Raw genomic sequence first — 17,047 nt, 5'->3', positions numbered from 1 at the left:
GCGGCTGGCTGGCCGGCTGGGCGGGGACGTCGGGAATGCCGCGCTTGGCCGCACGTAGGGACATGGCGGCTCACGGATTGAATGCCCGGGGCCGCTTCCTTAGACTTTCTCATGGAGCCCGGGCGGAGGGTGCCGCCGCACCGGGGGCTCCGGAGTGTGCGCCAGGGATGTCCGAAGAGCTGGGTGAACGTGAGAAGGAAGTCCTCCGCGCCGTCGTGCAGGAGTACATCTCCACGGGCGGGCCGGTGGGCAGTCAACAGCTCACGCGCAGGTCGGGGTTCGAGGTGTCCTCCGCCACCATGCGCAACGTGCTGGCGGACCTGGAGGAGCTGGGCTTCCTGGAGAAGCCCCACACCTCGGCGGGCCGCGTTCCCACGGACCAGGGCTACCGCTTCTACGTGGACACGCTGGTGAAGCTGAAGGACCCGACGCCGAGGGACCGGGAGCTCATCCACGCGGGGCTCGCGCACGAGGCCGACCTGGCGGAGATGCTGGGCGAGGCCAGCCGCATCCTCCACTCGCTGACGCGGCACGCCGGCGTGGTGGTGGCGCCGCGGCCGGAGTCGGCGGTGTTCCGGCGCATCGAGTTCGTCCGCCTGCGGGAGAACCGGGTGCTCGCCATCCTCGTGGGCCAGAGCGGGCAGGTCCACAACAAGGCGATTACGGTGGAGTTCCCCATCACCTCCGACGAGCTGCTCAAGGCGAGCAACTACCTGTCGGAGCTGCTGCGCGAAGTCCCACTCGAGGAGGCCCGCGAGCGCATCCGCGCGGAGATGGACCAGGAGCAGGCGCTCTACAACGCGCTGACGGCCAAGGCGCTGAAGCTGGGCGCGGCGGCCACGGACCTGCCCACCACGGAGCGGGTGCTCATCCAGGGCACGGGCTCGTTCCTGGAGCAGCCGGAGTTCGCGGACGTGGAGCGCATGCGCGCGCTCTTCAAGGCGCTGGACGAGAAGCACAAGCTGCTGTCGCTGCTGGACCGGGTGCAGGTGGCCAACGAGATGCAGATTTTCATCGGCGCGGAGAGCGACTTCTCCGCGGCCGGTGACGTCACCGTCATCGCCAGCCCCTACGGCAACCAGGAGCAGGTGCTGGGCACGGTGGGCGTCATCGGTCCCACGCGCATGGACTACCGGCGCGTGATTCCGCTGGTGAACTTCACCGCGCAGGTGCTGTCGCGCGTGCTGGAGAAGGTGTAGCCCCGTCACTCCGCGCGGGTGACGAGGACCTCCTGCTCGCCGCCTCCGCGCCGCACGTGCAGCCGCACCGGCGTGCCGGGCGCGCCCCGGGTGCGGGACTCGGCCTCGGTGCTGTCGCGCACCACCTGGCCATCCACCGCCACCAGCCGGTCCCCCACGTGGACGCCCGCGCGCGCCGCCGGGCCGTCCGGCGTCAGCCACGCGAAGGCGACGTGGCCCCGGTCCTCGCTGAAGCCCGCGCCCAGCGTGCCCGGCGTGGCCCGGCGCGGGGACACCGTCACGTCGCCCACGTCGGCGGCCTCCGCCTCCGCCACCTTCACGGTGCGCGTCTCCACGCGGCCCTCGGGCGGCAGCAGCCGCACGGTGTGGACGCCCGGGCGCACGTCGCTCAGCCGGAAGCGGCCGTCCGGTCCCGTGAGGCCATCCGGCCGCGAGCCCACCGCCTTGTCGAGGAACACCGCCACGCCCGCCGCCGGGCCGCCGTTGCGGCTCCACACCGCACGCCCGGAGATGGACGCCACGCCGCCGGTGAGGGGGATTTCCACGTCCGCCGAGCCCCCCGGGCGCAGCGACACCTGCACCTCGCCCGTGCGGCCGTCGTCGGTGCGCACCGTCACCTTCAGCGCCTGCGCGGGAGCGTCCGGCAGCGCGAAGGTGTCGCCGGGGAAGCGCCGCGTGGTGGGCCAGGCGCCGGCCCAGGGCAGCTCCTCGCCGCTGGCCTCGCGCAGCTCCAGGAGGAAGCCGTCCGGCGGCGCGCCGCTGCCCGCCACCACGCGCCCGCGCAGGGTGGCCGCGGGCTCCAGCCGGAGCGTGAGCGGCGCCTGGTCCTCGTGCGCGCCGGACAGCCGTCCCACGCGGCCCGCGTTGTGCGCCACCAGCTCCAGGGGCCGGGAGCCCTGGGGACGCGGGGGAAGGCTGAAGCGGCCCGCCTCGTCCGCGCGCTCCTTGCGCGTCATGGGGAAGTCCCCGCCCTGGATGGCGGCCACGATGGCCAGCGGGCTGGGCACGCCCGAGGGCTCCAGCACCACACCGGACAGCACCGCGTCTTCCTTCAGCACCAGGTCCTGCCGCACGGTGCCTCCCGAGGGCACCGTCACGAACGGGTCGCTCTCCAGGTGGAAGTAGATGGCGGGCGTCTGGTGGGGCAGGGCGACCAGTTGATACACGCCCGCGGGCAGCTCCAGCTGGAACTGGCCCTGCGCGTCCGTCTCCGTGGAGGCCGCTCCCGAGCCCCCCCGGGGCACCGCGTGGATCAACGCGGGCTCACCGAGCGGCGCGCCCGAGGCCCGCGTCACCTGTCCCCAGACCGAGCCGGAGTCCGTCAGCGTGAAGTCCACGCGCGTGACGAGCCCGGCCTTCAAGGTCTCCAGCCGCGACGCCCACCGCTGTGAGCCCTCGCGCCGGGCCCCCACGGAGGTGGGCCCCGCCTCCAGGCCCTCCAGCCGCCACGCCCCCTGGGCGTCGGTGAGCGTGGTGTGGGCCGTGCCGGAGAAGGACTGGGGCTCGGCGCGCACCTGGGCGCCTTCGAGGGGCCGTCCCTCCGCGTCCACCACCAGGCCCTCCAGCGTCGCTGTCGCGGGCTCCAGCCGCACGTCCACGGGCGTGTCGGCGCCGGCATTCACCACCACGCCCTCGAGCAGCCGCCCCGTCATGCCCGCTGCCCGGACCGTCACGTCGTATTCCCCCGGCGGGAGGTCCAGCCGCCACGTTCCGTCCTCTCTGGAAGTGGCACGGCCCAGCTCGCCCGCTCCACTCGCGGGCGTGGCCACCAGCACCGCGCCGCGCACGGGCGCGCCGTCCACGGTGGACACGCTGCCCGCCATGCCGCTGGCGGCGCCCAGCGTCACCACCAGGCCGCGCAGCGTCTCGCCCGGCGCGACGGAGAGCGGTCCGGCCACGCGGCCCACCTGACGCCCCTGGCGCGCGGACACGACCCACGTCCCGGCATTCACCTCCAGCGCGAAGCCGCCGCCTTCGCCGGTGGTGGTGCGCACGGGCGCGGAGGCGCCGGACGCCGTCACCTCCGCGTCCGCCACGGGCTGGCCCTTCGCGTCGACGACGAAGCCCTCCAGGGTGCTCGCACCCCACAGCCCCACCACGACGTCTCCCGCCTGGGGGACGTGCAGCAGGCGCAGCGTGCGGCGGCTGAAGCCGGGTGCCTCGGCGGTGAGCTCATAGCGGCCCGGCGTGAGCTGCGAGAAAACGAAGCGGCCCTGGGCGTCGCTCGTCGTCTCCGCGGCCTCCTCGGGCAGGCCGGTGGGCGTGGCCCAGGCGGTGGGCGTGCCGGGGTAGGGCCGCAGCGTCAGGGTCGCGAGCGGCACGGGCTCTCCGCGTCCCTCCGCCACCGTGAGGCCGCGCAGCGTCACGCCCTCGGACAGGCGCAGCTCGACGGCCGTCTCCGCCTCGCCCAGGGGGCGCGTGGCCTCCCGCCGCGCGGGGCCATGGCCGGGGGCGTGCGCGGAGAGCAGGTAGTCGCCCGGCGCCGCGAGCAGCCGCAGCACGCCGCCTTCCGTGGTGGTGCCTTCGCCCGCGCGGCGCCAGGGCGTGGTCCCGGTGCCGTCTTCTGCCACGCGCACGTAGGCCCGCACGCGCGCGCCTTCCAGCGGCCCTTGTGGCCCCACCACGCGCACCACGAAGGCCCCCGTGTCCGGGGCGGGGGGCGTCTCCAGGGCCGGGGTGGGCGGCGCGCTGGCGCGGGGCGCGGTCTCGGGAGCCGCGGCCGCCGTGGCCAGGGCGGCGGTGCCCGGCCGTGGAGCCGGTGTGCTCGCCGGGGCGGGCACGCGGAACCACAGGAGCAGCACGGCCGCGATGGCCAGGCACGAGGCAATCAGGAGCGGGATTCGGTGACGCACGGGCTCGGCCTCCCCGCGTCCGGCCGGTGCCGTCGCGGCAGTACCGGCAGTGTAGGCCAGTCGGGCGCCGAGTCGAAACTTCAGGAGGGCGCGGGCGCGTAGACCCGCAGGGCCGCGGGCGCCACCTCGAAGCGCATGGGCGTGCGGCCCACGAGCTCGCCATCCGCGTTCACTTCCTGCACGGGCTCGGCCTCCACGTAGAGCCGCGCGGCGCGCAGCGAAGTGACGGCCGGGTGCTCCACGTGCTCGCCGGTGCGCAGTGACAGGGCCACGCGCACCAGCGTGACGATGTCCTGCAGCTGGCCCCGACCGGTGCCCTCCAGCCCCGATGCCGCCGAAGGCGCCGCGATGGCGTAGACATTCAGCCGCCGGTCATCCAGCCGCGCGTCGGGCGCGACCATGTTTCCAGCGCCATGGTAGAGGCCATTGCCCACCACGAGCTGCAGCACGTCCAGGGACAGCTCCTGGTCGTCCGCCTTCAACCGGATGTGGAAGGGCCGCAGGTCCTTCACCTCCGCGGCGGCCGCCACCGGATAGGCCAGCTTCCCGGCGCGCTGCTTCAGCCGCTTCGTCAGCCGCTTGGCGATGCCGGTGGCCAACCCCAGGCTGGCCGCGTTGAGGAAGGGCCGGCCATTGGCCAGGCCCACGTCCACCCGGGCCGTGTAGCCCTGGGCAATCACGTCACATGCCGACTCGATGTCGGCCGGGATTCCCAGCGAGCGCGCGAAGTCGTTGCCGGTGCCCAGCGGCAGGACGCCCAGCGTCACGTCGCGGCCCAGCAGGCGGGCCACCGCGCGGCTCAGCGTGCCGTCGCCTCCTCCCACGATGATGCGACGGACCCCCAGCTCCGCCATCCGGTCCACCACCGCGTCCAGTCGGTCCGCCCGGGACAGCGCGTGGCATTCCGCGATGGAGACGCCCCGCGCCACGAGGTTCTCCCTGGCACTCTCGAAAGCCTCCCGGCCCGAGCGCGAGCGGGTGTTCACCACCAGCACCGCGGGGCCCCCCTCCAGGTCGGGCCGGCGCGGGGGTTTGATGAGGGCGGGTTCCAGGGGTGCCTCCTCTTTCGGGTCGCACGCCAATCTGTGCACGCACTGTCAGTCCGGCCAGCAGTACGGAGGGCGGAGGCCGCCCGTGCAGGGGGCGACAGCGGTGAGTCCCAGGGCTTGGGAGAAGGTCAACGCGGCGGTGCGCAGGTGGGGAGGGGCCGCGGTTCGGCGCGTGACGGTGCTCCGGTACATTCCCGGTGTCGGGTGTCCCGTCAGCGTGCGTGCGTGCGTTGAGCGCTGAACAGGTCCATCCGGCCAGACGCTTCCCGATGGGTGGGTGACTGCCCACCTCTGCGCTGGAGCTGGCCCCATGCAGGTGTCAGCCATGCCTGGAGAGGCAGACGCATGGCACGAGGAAGCAAGGCGAAGTACACGGCGAAGCAGAAGCGCATGGCCGAGCACATCGAAGAGGGCTACGAGAAGCGTGGCGTCTCCGACAAGACGGCCGAGGCCCGGGCCTGGGCCACGGTGAACAAGCTCACGGGCGGCGGGATGAAGAAGGGGGGCTCGGGCAGCAAGGCGAAGGCCGCGCGTCGCCGTCCCACGGCGCGGAAGAACGCGCGCAAGGCGGGCCGCAAGGGTGGCAAGGCCACCGCCGCGAAGCGCGCCACCACCACGCGCAAGCCCACGCGCTCCACGCGCTCGGGCTCCAAGTCCACCGCTCGGGGTGTCGCGGCCCGCCGCGCCACGGCCCGTCGTTCCTCCACCGCGAAGCGCTCCGGTGCGGCGTCGCGTGGAAGCGCCCGCCGGACTCCGGCGCGCGGTGCCAGCGGCCGCGGCTCGCGCAGCCGCTCACGCTCGCGCAGCTAGCGCACGCCTGCTTCCCCATCCCTCGCACGGGGGATGGGGAACGGCGGTGCGCGGCCTTCAGCGGCGCTCGTCGGTCTTGGCCACGGGGGCCGTTTCCGCTTCGTTCCAGGGCCACTCGCGCCGGGAGGCCTCGTAGCGCGCGAGCAGGGCCGCGATGTCCTTCACCAGCGTGCGGCACCCCGCGGCGCGCAGGTCGTCGGGCGGAAAGCCACCGGCCAGCACGCCCACGGAAGGCAGGCTCAGCTTGTTGGCGGCGAGCGCGTCGAAGGGCGTGTCGCCCACGACGATGGTGACGTCCGGGCCAGGCTTGCCCAGCCGCGCCAGGGCCGCCTCGAAGATGTCCGGGTGGGGCTTGCTCTTGTCCACCTCTTCCTGGCTCGTGCTGCTCTCGAACAGGCCTTCGATGCCGCACAGCTTCACGTAGTGCTTCAGCTCGTCGTCCTTCGCGCTGGAGGCCAGCACGATGCGGACGCCGCCCGCGCGCAGCCGCTGGAAGAGCTCGCGCACGCGCGGGAACGCGCGCACCTTGGGCAGGAACTCGCCCTGGAAGAGCTTGCTGCGGTATTCGTCCAGGTCCTTTCCGAAGCGCTCCATCTCCTCGTCGTTGAAGAAGACGGGGATGAGCTGGTCGGCCCCCTTGCCAATCTGACTGCGCACGTGTGCGAACGGGATGTCCCGGCCGAAGTGAAGGAAGGCGCGCCGCCAAGCCTCGGCGTGCTCGTCCACCGAATCCACCAGGGTTCCATCCACGTCGAAGATGACGTTTTCCACCATTTGCCTTGCCCCTCGGCCCCGAAGGTGGGGATGCCGGGGGTGGCGGTCAACCGCCCGAGGGTGGGGTGGCGGGCGCGGACTCCACCAGTGTCCGCGTCTGTACGTCGTAGCCTTCGGGCGCGGTGAGGGTGAAGCCGTCGTTGGGCAGGGGCGCGTTCAGCTCCACGCGCGTCAGCACCGTCTCCCCCACGCGCCTGCCTCCCTGCCACCGGCCGAGCCGCCTGGGCACGCACAGCGACAGGGCGGCGTCGCAGTGCTCCTCCTCCACGCGCTCCTCGGTCTCCCCGCCGTCAGGCGCGCGGGTGCGCCGCGCCAGGAAGTCGAGCTGGGGCCAGCGCAGCACGTACGTCATCTCCAGGCCCTGGCCTTCGCCCTCCAGCTTCTGGAGCAGCTCCACCGCCTGCGGCGCCAGCGGGTGCGTGGCGCGGCGGACCGTGGCGTGGCTCAGCAGGAGCGGCGCGCGGAAGCCCTCGGGCATGAAGGGGTGGAACGTCTCCGACAGGAAGCCGGCGAGCTTCGCGGGCGGCAGCTCCGAGGTGAAGGCGATGAACTGCTTCTCGCCGTCGAGCTGCTGGAAGAAGCGGGTGCCGTCCCAGGCGAAGGTGCGCGACGCGGGCGGGCCCAGCGTGCCGCGCAGCCGCTGGGGCGCGCGGTAGTCGAAGCCGAAGGACACCGCCTCCAGTCCCGTGTCCTGCACGGTGCCGGCGATGCGGTAGCTGCGCAGCTTCGCCTCGCGCTCGGCCAGCCCCGCCTTGACCTGGGGCAGCAGCGTGGCGTCGTCCTCACCGCCCTTCTTGGGGCAGCCGGTGAGCGCCGTCAGGGCACAGAGCAGAAGGAGGCGGATGCGCATGATGGAGCACGAAAGCAAGAAGGCCCGCCTGTCGCCAGGGGGCCTTCTGTGGGGCTGCGCGGCTTGCGCGGTGTGGACTACTTGACCGCCACGCCCACGGCGGTGGAGCCGGGGAAGCCGATGATGGTGCCCGTCAGCGCGTAGATGCCGTGGCGGGGCGTGGTGCTCGCGTTCAGCAGCTCCACCTTGGAGGCGCCCATGGCCTTCGCCTCGGCGATGAGCAGCTTGTTGATGACGGTGTCCAGGTCGCTCTGGACGATGTCGACGATGTGGAAGATGGCGGTCAGGCCCAGCGCCTTGGCCTGGACCACGGCGACGGCCTCACCGTTGGAGGCGATCTCCGTACCGGAGACGACGGCGCTCTCAACGCTGGTGCAGGCAACGAGGCTGCTGGCGGCAACGGCGGTCAGCACGAACTTCTTCATGGTCTTCCCCTCTTGAAATGGACGCTTGTGTGGTGGCCGGACGCCTTGGAGAGCATCTGGCCGCTGTCTTGAGACCTTCCAAGCGGGCGGGGTCGTAGCAGATGTCGACCCCATGTCAAGGTCCGTCCGAGACACTCCGTCCCAGTCCTGGTGGGCAGCGGCGCGTTGCAATGCACATCTCCCCTTGCTAGCCAACCTCGAGGCTCCCTTCATGGACACCGTCTCCGCTGCTCGCCCCGCGCCCCGCTACTGGGTGCACCTGTTGCTCCTGGTGTTGACGGTTGGGACCACCTTCACTTCGTACCTGCTCTACTTCCATTTCCAGCGGCCCTACTCCCTGGGCGAGGTGTCCTCCGAGGCGGCCCTTCGCGCGCTGGCCTTCAGCTTCTCGCTGCTGGCCATCCTGGGGACCCATGAGATGGGGCACTACCTGTTGGCGCGTTGGCACCGGGTTGAAACCTCCCTGCCCTATTTCATCCCGTTGCCGGTGCTGGGCGTGGGCACGCTGGGCGCCGTCATCCGGATTCGCGACCGCATCCCGAACCGCAACGCCCTGGTGGACATTGGCGCCGCGGGACCGCTGGCGGGGTTGGCGGTGGCACTGCCCATCCTCTTCTGGGGCCTGGCGCACTCCACGGTGGTGGACGCGCCGGACATCCCGGCCGCCGGGTTCCCGGGGGACGGCTCGCTCTGGGCCCTGGGCCGGGACGCCATCACCTGGGTGATGGACCGCATCACCCAGGCGCCGCCCGCGCCGGAGGTCCCCTTCAACGGCGTGCAGACGCTCTTCGGTGACAGCCTGCTCATGCAGGGCCTGACGCGGCTGGCCCTGGGGCCGCTCCCGGAGGGCAAGGACGTGCTCGTCCATCCGGTGGTCATCGCCGGGTGGTTCGGCCTGCTCGTCACGCTGCTGAACCTGATGCCCGTGGGGCAGCTCGACGGCGGGCACCTGGCGTATGCGCTCTGGGGGCGCCATGCGCACTGGGTGGGCCGCGCGGTGGCCGTGGTGTTGCTGCTCCTCACCGTCTTCGTCACCGCGTCCTGGGGCCTGTGGCTGCTGGTGACGAGCAAGCTGGTAGGGTTCGGTCATCCGGAGGTGGTGGAACCCCAGGCGCCGCTCAGTCCCCTGCGGAAGTGGATCTGCGCGTTGTGCCTGCTGGCACTCATCGGCTGCGCCATGCCCATTCCCCTGCGTCAGGTGATGACATGAAGTTCTTGTGCGACACGTGCGAGCGGCTCGTGCCGCTGGAGACGTTCCGCTCCGAGGCTGGCGGGCTCGTGGTGACGTGCGGGCGCTGCGGCGCGGAGAGCCGGGCGGGGCCGTCGGTGGGCACCGCGCCGAGGGTGGACGAGGCTCGTGCGCGCGTGTCCGAGACGCCGGCCGTGTTCGCGCCTGTGGCCGGAGGGACGCCGGCCTCCGTCGTGCCCGCGCCGTCCACCGGGCCAGGCGCCGAGCCCATGGGCTCGGTGCGGGCTGGGGCGCAGGGGCAGCCCTCGGGCTTCGCTTCGGAGCCGGTGGGCCCGGTGCCGACCGACGTGCTCGCATCGCCCGGCGCGTCGCCGCCGCCCGTGGCCACTTCACATGCGGCACAGGTGCCGCCCTCCATGCAGGCCATGCCGGCGCCCCGCGCGGGCCAGCCCGCCCTTCGCGTGGTGCGGGGAGAGGGCGGGCAGCCCCTGCCCCTGACGGACGCGGTGCTCTTCGAGCCACCTCCGGGCGTCTGCCCCAAGTGCGTGGCCCCGCGCCGCGAGGAGGCCCTGGCCTGCTCGCAGTGCGGGCTCGTCTACGTGAACTACGTCCCCGAGTCGCAGCCACTCTCGGACGTGCTCATGGACGCATGGCGGAACCTCGCGGCCCGCTGGGACGACTGGGACGCCCATGACCGGCTGATGACGCTGGCGGTGGGGCGGGGCGAGCTGGCCATGGTGGGGCGGCTGTATCGGATCCGCCTGGCGCGCGTGCCACACGACACCTTCGCCCAGCGAGGCCGCGACGAGGTGGTGCGCCGGGCCACCCTGGTGGTGCCATCGTCGGCCGAGCCGTCGGGGGCGTCCGACGCCCTCCAGCGCATGAAGAAGATTGCGGTGGGGGTGGGCTTCATCGTGGTGCTGGTGCTGGCGGTGCTCGTCTTCCAGCACATGCGCAAGCTGATGGCGGGCTACTGACGGGCGGGCCGTTCAGGGAGCGGCCGGCCGCGGGCGACGTGGCCCGTCGGCGGAGGAGCAGGCGGCCATCCTGGACATGGAGCACGTCCGTGGCCGGAAACGCGCCGGAAGCGGCGGTGGCTGCTATTTTGACCGGCCGCATCCCGTCTCCCCTCCGGTGCCGATGTCGCTCTCCGTCTCCACCCCCCTTTCCGTCGACAGCCTGCTCGGTCCGGGAGGCGCGCTCGAGGTCGCGCTGCCCGCGTACGAGCACCGCCCGGAGCAGCTCCAGATGGCGCGCGCCGTGGAGCGGGCCTTCACCGAGCGCAGCTACCTGCTGGCCGAGGCGGGGACGGGCACCGGCAAGACGCTCGCCTACCTCGTGCCCGCGCTGCTGTCCGGGCGCAGGGTGGTCGTGTCCACGGCGACCAAGACCTTGCAGGACCAGATTTTCTTCAAGGACCTGCCGCTGCTGCGCGAGAAGATGGGCCTGCGCTTCGAGGCCGCCTATCTCAAGGGCCGCAGCAACTACCTGTGCCTGCACCGCTATGACGCCTTCTCGAAGGAGCCGCAGTTCGGCTCGCGCGAGGAGTCGCGCTACTGGCCGAAGCTGAAGGCCTGGGCGGAGGAGACGGACACGGGCGACCGCAGCGAGCTGGACCTGCCCGAGTCCTTCAGCGCCTGGTCGCGCCTGTCCACCACGTCCGAGACGTGCGTGGGGACCAAGTGCCCGCAGTACGAGACGTGCTTCGTCACGCGCATGCGCAAGCGCGCGGAGCAGGCGGACCTGCTGGTGGTCAACCACCACCTCTTCTTCGCCGACCTCGCGCTGCGCAGCTCGGGCAAGCGCACCGAAGGCGTGCTGCCCTGGTACGAGGCCGTCATCTTCGACGAGGCGCACGCGCTGGAGGACGCGGCCAGCGGCCACTTCGGTTGCAGCGTGTCCAACTACCGCCTGGAGGAGCTGGCGCGGGACGCGGTGGCGTCGTTGAAGGAGGACGACTCGCGCCACGCCATGCTGCGCGCGCTGGCGGCGCGGGTGCGGGCGGGAGCGGATGCGCTCTTCGCGCAGGCGCCCCGGGCGCTGGGCTTGTCCGGCCACGAGGCCTCGGTGGCGCTGCGCGCGGAGGTCATGGCGAAGCTGTCCACGCCGCTGGAGGGCGTGCGCGACGCGCTGGCGGCGCTGTCCGCCTTCACGGTGGGCGAGCGCGAGCCGGAGCTGGCGGCCATCACCCGCCGCGCGGACGAGATGGAGGAGCAGCTCTCCTTCCTGGAGAAGGCCGAGTCCGCCGACCACGTCTACTGGGCGGAGCAGCGGGGCAAGGGGCTCTTCCTGCGCGCCAGCCCCATCGACGTGGCGAAGGAGCTGCGCGAGCGGATGTACGGCGCGCTCGACACGGTGGTGTACACGTCGGCGACGCTGGCGGCGGACAGCCGCTTCGACTTCTTCGCCAACCGCATGGGCCTGTACGGCGAGGACGGCCAGCCGGTGACGAGGGTGCGGACGCTGGCGGTGCCCAGCCCCTTCGACTACCCGTCCCAGGCGGCGCTGTACCTGCCCACGCACCTGCCGGACCCGTCCGCGCCGGGCTTCATCGAGGAGGCGGCGGAGGAAATCCACCGCCTCTGCGAGGTGACGGGCGGGCGCGCCTTCGTGCTCTTCACGTCCCTGCGCAACATGGTGCGCGCCTACGAGCTGGTGGCGCCGAGGCTGCCCTACCAGGCGCTGCTCCAGGGCGAGCGCCCCAAGCAGCAATTGCTGGAGGCCTTCCGCGAGACGCCGAGCGTGCTGTTCGCGGCGCACAGCTTCTGGGAGGGCGTGGACGTCCCGGGGGATGCGCTGAGCCTGGTCATCATCGACCGGCTGCCCTTCGCGTCGCCGGGGGACCCGCTGGTGGCCGCGCGCATCAACCAGCTCCAGCAGCGCGGCGAGGAGCCCTTCGAGCAGTACCAGCTCCCGCACGCGGCGCTCGCGCTGCGACAGGGCTTCGGCCGGCTCATCCGCACGCAGGCGGACCGGGGCATCGTCGCGATGCTGGACCGGCGCATCGTGACGAAGTCGTATGGCCGCGTCTTCCTCGACAGCCTCCCGCCCGCGCGCCGCATGGACGACGTGGTGTCGCTGAGCCGCTGGTTCAACGGCCCGGTGCGGCCGGTGCGCACGGTTCGCTGAGCCTCAGGGCGCGTCGCGCAGGCGCAGGCCGATGCGCGCGAGCAGCGGCGGGCCCAGCGTGTCCACACCGGCGCGGCCCGCCAGGTACCGCCGGTCGAAGAGGTTCTCCACCGCGCCGAAGACGTGCAGCTTCCAGAAGAGGCGGCGGCTGGCGGACACGTCCACCACCGCGAAGCCGCCCATGGGGCGCTCGTTGAGGTCGTCCTCGAACTGGGGGCCGGTGACGCGCAGCTGCACCGTGGCCGTCACGAGGTCGGGGTCGTGGAACGTGACGATGGCGGTGCCCCGGTGGCGCGGGTCCTGCGCGAGCTGCTTGCCGACCAGCTCGGGCTGTCCGGGCGAGCGCGTGACGACCGGGTCCACGAAGGTGTACGCGAGCAGCGCCGTCCACCGGCGTGACAGCCTCCAGTCCACGCTGGCCTCCACGCCACGCACCCGCGCCTGGCCCAGGTTCTCCCGCTGCCGCGCCGAGCCATCCGGCAGCGGCTCGGCGAGGGTGACGTTGGTGATGGGGTCGTCGAGCACATTCCAGAAGCCCGTCACGCGCGTGGTGAGGCCCAGCGACGCGGACTCGGCTTCCACGCCGGCTTCGGTGCCCCACAGGCGCTCCGCGCCCAGGTTGGCGTTGGCGGCGGTGAGGACGGTGCCCACCTGGAAGGGGCGGTACAGCTCGTTGAGCGTGGGGGCCCGGAAGGCGCGGTACGCGGAGGCGCGCAGGGTGAGCCCCTCCGCCGGGCGCAGCCGCAGGCCCAGGCGCGGGCTGAGCTGCTGCTCGGTGCGCGCCTCGAACGCGGTGGTGTCCACGGTGCCGTTGGCGCGCTCCAGGCGCTGCGCGCCGTCCGTGTTGCGCCACATGTCCAGGCGGAGCGCGGCGCTCAGCTCCAGGGCGGGCGTGGGGGTGTAGAGGTCTTCCAGGAAGACGCCGCCGGACAGCTGCGTGCCGCCCGTCCGGCGCCGGAGGGTGGAGGTCTCCGAGGGCGCTGGCGGGAAGAGCTGCTCGTCGGACGTGCCCGCCATGCGCCGCGCGTCCAGGCCGGCGGTGAGGACGTGCGTGCCCAGCCCCATCCAGGTGGGGCCGGTCCACACGAGCGACGCGCCCTGGTCGTTGGCGGGGACGTCCTGCGAGGCGGTGAGGGCTTCGGAGGAACGGTCGGACGCCACGCGGGCGCGGTCCTGCTCGAAGCGCTGCGCCCGGCCGAAGAGGTCCAGCGTGAAGGTGCCGCCGTGCTCCGTGCGGAGCTTCGCGCCCGCGGCGAAGTGGGCCAGCTCCACGCGCGCGGTGGTGAAGCGGGTGCCGCCGTTTTGATTCTCGCGGAAGAGGCCGGCGCGGGCGGAGAGGGTCAGCGCCTCGGTGGCGTCCGCCTCGATGCGGCCGTTGACGACGATGTGGTCGCTGGGCGTGTCGGTGTCGATGGCGCCTCGCTGGGCAGGACTGACGATGGGGTAGCCATCGCTGCCGAGGAGCTCGGCTTCCAGCGAAGCACGGACGGGGCCCCAGGCACCGGCGCCGCGTGCCGCGACGTGGCCGGTGCTGGCGTTGCCGTAGGTGGCATCCGCGTCGACCTGGGGGCCGGTGATGGAACGTGACACGAGCTGCACGACGCCGCCGAGCGCGCCGCTGCCGTAAAGCGCGGAGCCGCCGCTGGGAACGACCTCGATGCGGTCGAGCCCGAGCCGCGGCAGCGAGCGCCAGAAAATCCAGCCCCCGAACGGGTCGTTGACCGGGATGCCGTCGAGCAGCACGAGGCTGCGGGCCACGCCCGACGGCGCGAGCCCGCGGAGGTTCAGCCCCTGTGCGGTGGGGTCGGAAACGAGGCTCGGGGTGCGGCGGAACGTGGCGGCGGAGGGCAGGGTGCGGACGAGGGTGTCCTGCGTGAGCGTGGGGCTCCGGTCCACCTCCGTGCGCGGGATGACCGTGGTGGTCGCGGGCACGTCCCGCGCGGGACGTGGACGCCGCGAGCCCGTGATGACGGTCTGCGCGGCGCCCGCTGAGGACTCGTCCGGAGGTGATGTCTCCGCGCCGCCATCCGGCGCTGTCGCGGCGAAGGCGCGCGGAGGGCCCTGGACCTTCGTGCCGTCTGCCGAGGCAGGTGACGCCTGCGCCAGAGCGGTCGCGGCCGCTGAAGCTGGCGTGTTCGTGCTGCGTCCTGACGCCAGCGTGTCCGGAGGGCGGAGTGTGCCCGGGGGCTCGGGGAGCGTCTGCGTCAGAGCGCTTGCGTCCGAGGCTTCAACCCCTGCATCGACCGCGAGACGCCGTGTGTTTCGTGGCACATCCCCGGCCACCAGGTGCATCGCGTGACGGAGTGTGGAGGACTCCACGAGGCGCGGCCCGCTGCTGTCTTGCGTCCACGGGCTGTCCGCCCCATGCGCCGTCACCGGTGCGGAAAGCGCGACAATCGCGAGCAGGGCCACGAGCCCCAGAGGGGGGCACACGCGCGGGCTTCGATGAATCTCGAGGAGGACGGGCATCACGGCTCGCTCTAACAGCGCTGACCAGTCGACCTGCGCAAAGGAGGCGCAGACACGTCCTGGCCGTTCTCTGCTGAACGCAGCCGCGCCGCGCGTACCCGCTCCAGGCGTCCAGCGGGGGCGCCAGCCATCACCCGCTGGTGCGGCTTGCCGCCACGTCCCGCACGGTGAGCACCGCGGCATCCACCTCGGCCAGGATGCGCCGCGCGTGCCGCAGGAACGCCTCTCCGGCGGGGAGCAGGCGCATGCCACTGCGCGTCCGTTCGAAGAGCGGTGCCCCGAGCTCATCCTCGAGCGCCTGGATGTGGCGAGTGAGCGGCGGCTGCGTGAGGTGCAGTCGGCGCGCGGCCCGGCTCACGTTGCACTCCTCGGCGACGGCGACGAAGGACTGGATATGCGTGAGGCTCACGCGCGCCATTCTAGCGGGCGCCCGTGCGCGAGTACACGCGCACGCGGCCATACCGAAACAGCATTGGACGCCAGGGCCACCGTCGCCCCACCTTGGCGGCCATGAGCATTTCATTGTTCAAGGGCGCCGAAGTGGAGCGGCTGCGGCGAGCGAGCCAGGCGGCGGCGGGCACGCTGGCCTTCGTCGCCTCGAAGCTGGCCCCGGGCGTCACGACGGCGGACATCGACCAGTGGGTGCGCGAGGACACGGCGCGCCGAGGGGGCAAGCCCAGCCAGTTGGGCTACCATGGCTACCCGGCGACCGTCTGCACCAGCCGCAACCACGTTGTCTGCCATGGCATCCCCAGCCCGGACGAGCGGCTCGCCCGGGGGGACATCCTCAACGTGGACGTGACGACCTGCCTGGATGGCTATCACGGCGACACGTCGGCCACGTTCCTCATTGGCGAGGTGTCCAAGGAGGCCCGGCGAATCGTCGACGTGGCGCGCCGGTGCCGGGACGCGGGCATCGCGGTGGTCCGTCACGGCGCGAGGCTGGGCGACATCGGCGCCGCCATCGAGGAGCTGGCGAAGAAGGAGGGCTGCAGCGTGGTGGAGGAGTTCGGTGGCCACGGCATCGGCCATCAGATGCACACGCCGCCCACCGTCCCACACACGGGCAAGCGAGGCTCGGGCATCAAGCTGCGCTCGGGCATGGTCCTCACCATCGAGCCCATGGTGAACCTGGGACGTCCGGGCATCCGCCTCCTCCCGGACGGCTGGACGGTGGTGACGGAGGACGGCAGCCTCTCCGCCCAGTTCGAGCACACCATCCTCGTGACGCCGGGGGGCTGCGAAATCCTCACCCAGCCCGAGTCCGTCCTCTCGCTGGAAATCGCCTGCTGAGCTTCGCCCAGGAGTGAACGTCTCGCGCGGCCCTGGGGGCGGGCAGGCAGCCGGGCCTGCCATGGCCTCTCGGGGTGCCTAACCTTGGAGGACGAGGGCAGGAGGCCGCGCGATGAAGAAGGAGATGTTGCTGCACGAGCTGCACCCGTCCCTGGTGCACATGCCATTGGCGCTGCTGCCCACCGCGGCGGTGGCGGACCTCATCTCGGTGACGACCGGCGATGGGGCCTGGGCCCGAGTCGCCCGCCGCATCTGGGTGGTCGGCTCCGTGAGCGGGCTGTGCGCGGGTGTGGCGGGGCTGGCGGCCAGCCAGCAAGTCCGGCTGGAGACACCCCGAGCCCAGGACATGACGTTCCTCCATGGCGTCGGGAATGCCACGGTCCTGCTGAGTGCCCTGGGCGTCACGGCGTGGCGGCTGCGGCGCGAGCCCACCGCCGCCACCGTGGCGCTGGGCCTGGGCGCTTGTGGGCTGGCGCTCTACACCGCGACGCTGGGTGGGAAGATGGTCTACGAGCTGGGCGTGGGACAGCCCGGCTCCGCGCGGGCGAACGCGCCTTTGCTGCTGGCGCGCGATGCGCCCCGGCTGCTGGTGCGGGACGCGCTTCGGGGCGCCCTGTGGCTGGTCTCGCGAGCGCGCGAGCTTCTCTCGGGAGGACGCCCGCTCGCCCAGGGCGCCACCGGGGCCGAGACGAAGGAGTCCCTCACATTGCCGGCGCCCGTGGTGGTCTTCCAGGGCCCGGGGCGTCCCATGCCCCAGGCGTAGTCTCCGCCTCTCGGGCCGCCAGGTCAGGGCACTTCCGCGCGTTGCGGACCAACAGGTGCGCCCCGCGCCGGGATTCAGGCCTCACGCCATCCGGCCGGTTCGCGGTCCCCTGTCCTCAGGCGTCCAGGTCAGGACATTGCTGCGCGCCACCGGCGGATGCGTGAGCCCTGCGCTGAACCCCCGGGCCATCCACCAGCCCTCTGGTTTGCCGTTCCCTGCAAATGACGCTAGAGCTGCGTGCGAGC

14 protein-coding genes are annotated in these 17,047 nt (G+C 72.6%); 7 read left to right on the top strand and 7 right to left on the bottom strand.

What is annotated here, in order from left to right; all coding sequences use genetic code 11:
* Window positions 1-167 precede the first annotated feature (167 nt).
* Entirely contained in the window at window positions 168-1,199 is a 1,032-nt protein-coding gene (hrcA, locus tag VZL07_RS10345; protein ID WP_426755326.1) for a heat-inducible transcriptional repressor HrcA, read from the top strand.
* Window positions 1,200-1,204: 5 nt separating this feature from the next.
* Here the strand turns inward: hrcA and VZL07_RS10340 are convergent, their stop codons facing one another.
* Both VZL07_RS10340 and VZL07_RS10335 read right to left on the bottom strand, forming a co-directional pair.
* On the bottom strand, window positions 1,205-4,051 hold the full coding sequence (locus tag VZL07_RS10340; protein ID WP_426755325.1) for a carboxypeptidase regulatory-like domain-containing protein: 2,847 nt from the start codon (window positions 4,049-4,051) through the stop codon (window positions 1,205-1,207).
* 80 nt (window positions 4,052-4,131) lie between these two features.
* Complete coding sequence (locus VZL07_RS10335; RefSeq protein WP_426755324.1) at window positions 4,132-5,142, bottom strand: lipid kinase; 1,011 nt, start codon at window positions 5,140-5,142, stop codon at window positions 4,132-4,134.
* 303 nt (window positions 5,143-5,445) lie between these two features.
* Between VZL07_RS10335 and VZL07_RS10330 the strand changes: the two genes are divergently transcribed.
* On the top strand, window positions 5,446-5,910 hold the full coding sequence (locus VZL07_RS10330; protein ID WP_426755323.1) for a transcriptional regulator: 465 nt from the start codon (window positions 5,446-5,448) through the stop codon (window positions 5,908-5,910).
* 57 nt (window positions 5,911-5,967) lie between these two features.
* On the opposite strand, the gene VZL07_RS10325 is transcribed toward VZL07_RS10330, so the two are convergent.
* The 3 genes from VZL07_RS10325 to VZL07_RS10315 all read right to left on the bottom strand — a co-directional run bounded on the left by VZL07_RS10325 (window position 5,968) and on the right by VZL07_RS10315 (window position 7,959).
* Window positions 5,968-6,684, bottom strand: a complete 717-nt coding sequence (locus VZL07_RS10325) for an HAD family hydrolase (RefSeq protein ID WP_426755322.1) — start codon at window positions 6,682-6,684, stop codon at window positions 5,968-5,970.
* Between the two features lie 46 nt (window positions 6,685-6,730).
* Entirely contained in the window at window positions 6,731-7,534 is an 804-nt protein-coding gene (locus VZL07_RS10320) for a hypothetical protein (RefSeq protein WP_426755321.1), read from the bottom strand.
* Between the two features lie 77 nt (window positions 7,535-7,611).
* Window positions 7,612-7,959: a hypothetical protein gene (locus VZL07_RS10315; protein ID WP_426755320.1), complete on the bottom strand. Its 348-nt coding sequence runs from the start codon at window positions 7,957-7,959 to the stop codon at window positions 7,612-7,614.
* Window positions 7,960-8,170: 211 nt separating this feature from the next.
* Here VZL07_RS10315 and VZL07_RS10310 point away from each other — a divergent pair, with 211 nt between their 5' ends.
* The 3 genes from VZL07_RS10310 to VZL07_RS10300 all read left to right on the top strand — a co-directional run bounded on the left by VZL07_RS10310 (window position 8,171) and on the right by VZL07_RS10300 (window position 12,277).
* Window positions 8,171-9,169 (top strand): site-2 protease family protein, encoded by a 999-nt coding sequence (locus VZL07_RS10310; protein WP_426755319.1) that lies wholly within the window; start codon window positions 8,171-8,173, stop codon window positions 9,167-9,169.
* A complete protein-coding gene (locus VZL07_RS10305; RefSeq protein ID WP_426755318.1) occupies window positions 9,166-10,125 on the top strand; it encodes a hypothetical protein in 960 nt (319 codons plus the stop codon). The genes VZL07_RS10310 and VZL07_RS10305 overlap by 4 nt, the downstream gene beginning before the upstream one ends.
* Before the next feature lie 163 nt (window positions 10,126-10,288).
* Window positions 10,289-12,277: an ATP-dependent DNA helicase gene (locus VZL07_RS10300; protein ID WP_426755317.1), complete on the top strand. Its 1,989-nt coding sequence runs from the start codon at window positions 10,289-10,291 to the stop codon at window positions 12,275-12,277.
* Between the two features lie 3 nt (window positions 12,278-12,280).
* Here the strand turns inward: VZL07_RS10300 and VZL07_RS10295 are convergent, their stop codons facing one another.
* Both VZL07_RS10295 and VZL07_RS10290 read right to left on the bottom strand, forming a co-directional pair.
* Entirely contained in the window at window positions 12,281-14,746 is a 2,466-nt protein-coding gene (locus tag VZL07_RS10295; protein ID WP_426755316.1) for a TonB-dependent receptor, read from the bottom strand.
* A gap of 130 nt (window positions 14,747-14,876) precedes the next feature.
* Entirely contained in the window at window positions 14,877-15,155 is a 279-nt protein-coding gene (locus VZL07_RS10290; protein ID WP_426755315.1) for a LysR family transcriptional regulator, read from the bottom strand.
* A gap of 101 nt (window positions 15,156-15,256) precedes the next feature.
* Between VZL07_RS10290 and map the strand changes: the two genes are divergently transcribed.
* Together map and VZL07_RS10280 are read left to right on the top strand one after the other, a co-directional pair.
* On the top strand, window positions 15,257-16,039 hold the full coding sequence (gene map / locus VZL07_RS10285; protein WP_426755314.1) for a type I methionyl aminopeptidase: 783 nt from the start codon (window positions 15,257-15,259) through the stop codon (window positions 16,037-16,039).
* Window positions 16,040-16,151: 112 nt separating this feature from the next.
* Entirely contained in the window at window positions 16,152-16,802 is a 651-nt protein-coding gene (locus VZL07_RS10280) for a DUF2231 domain-containing protein (RefSeq protein ID WP_426755313.1), read from the top strand.
* The last annotated feature ends 245 nt before the right edge of the window (window positions 16,803-17,047 follow it).

Source organism: Pseudomyxococcus flavus (assembly GCF_050038885.1).
Classification (GTDB): Bacteria; Myxococcota; Myxococcia; order Myxococcales; family Myxococcaceae; genus Myxococcus; species Myxococcus flavus.
Note: the sequence above shows the minus strand (reverse complement) of the source record. Positions and strands in the feature narration are given on the sequence as shown.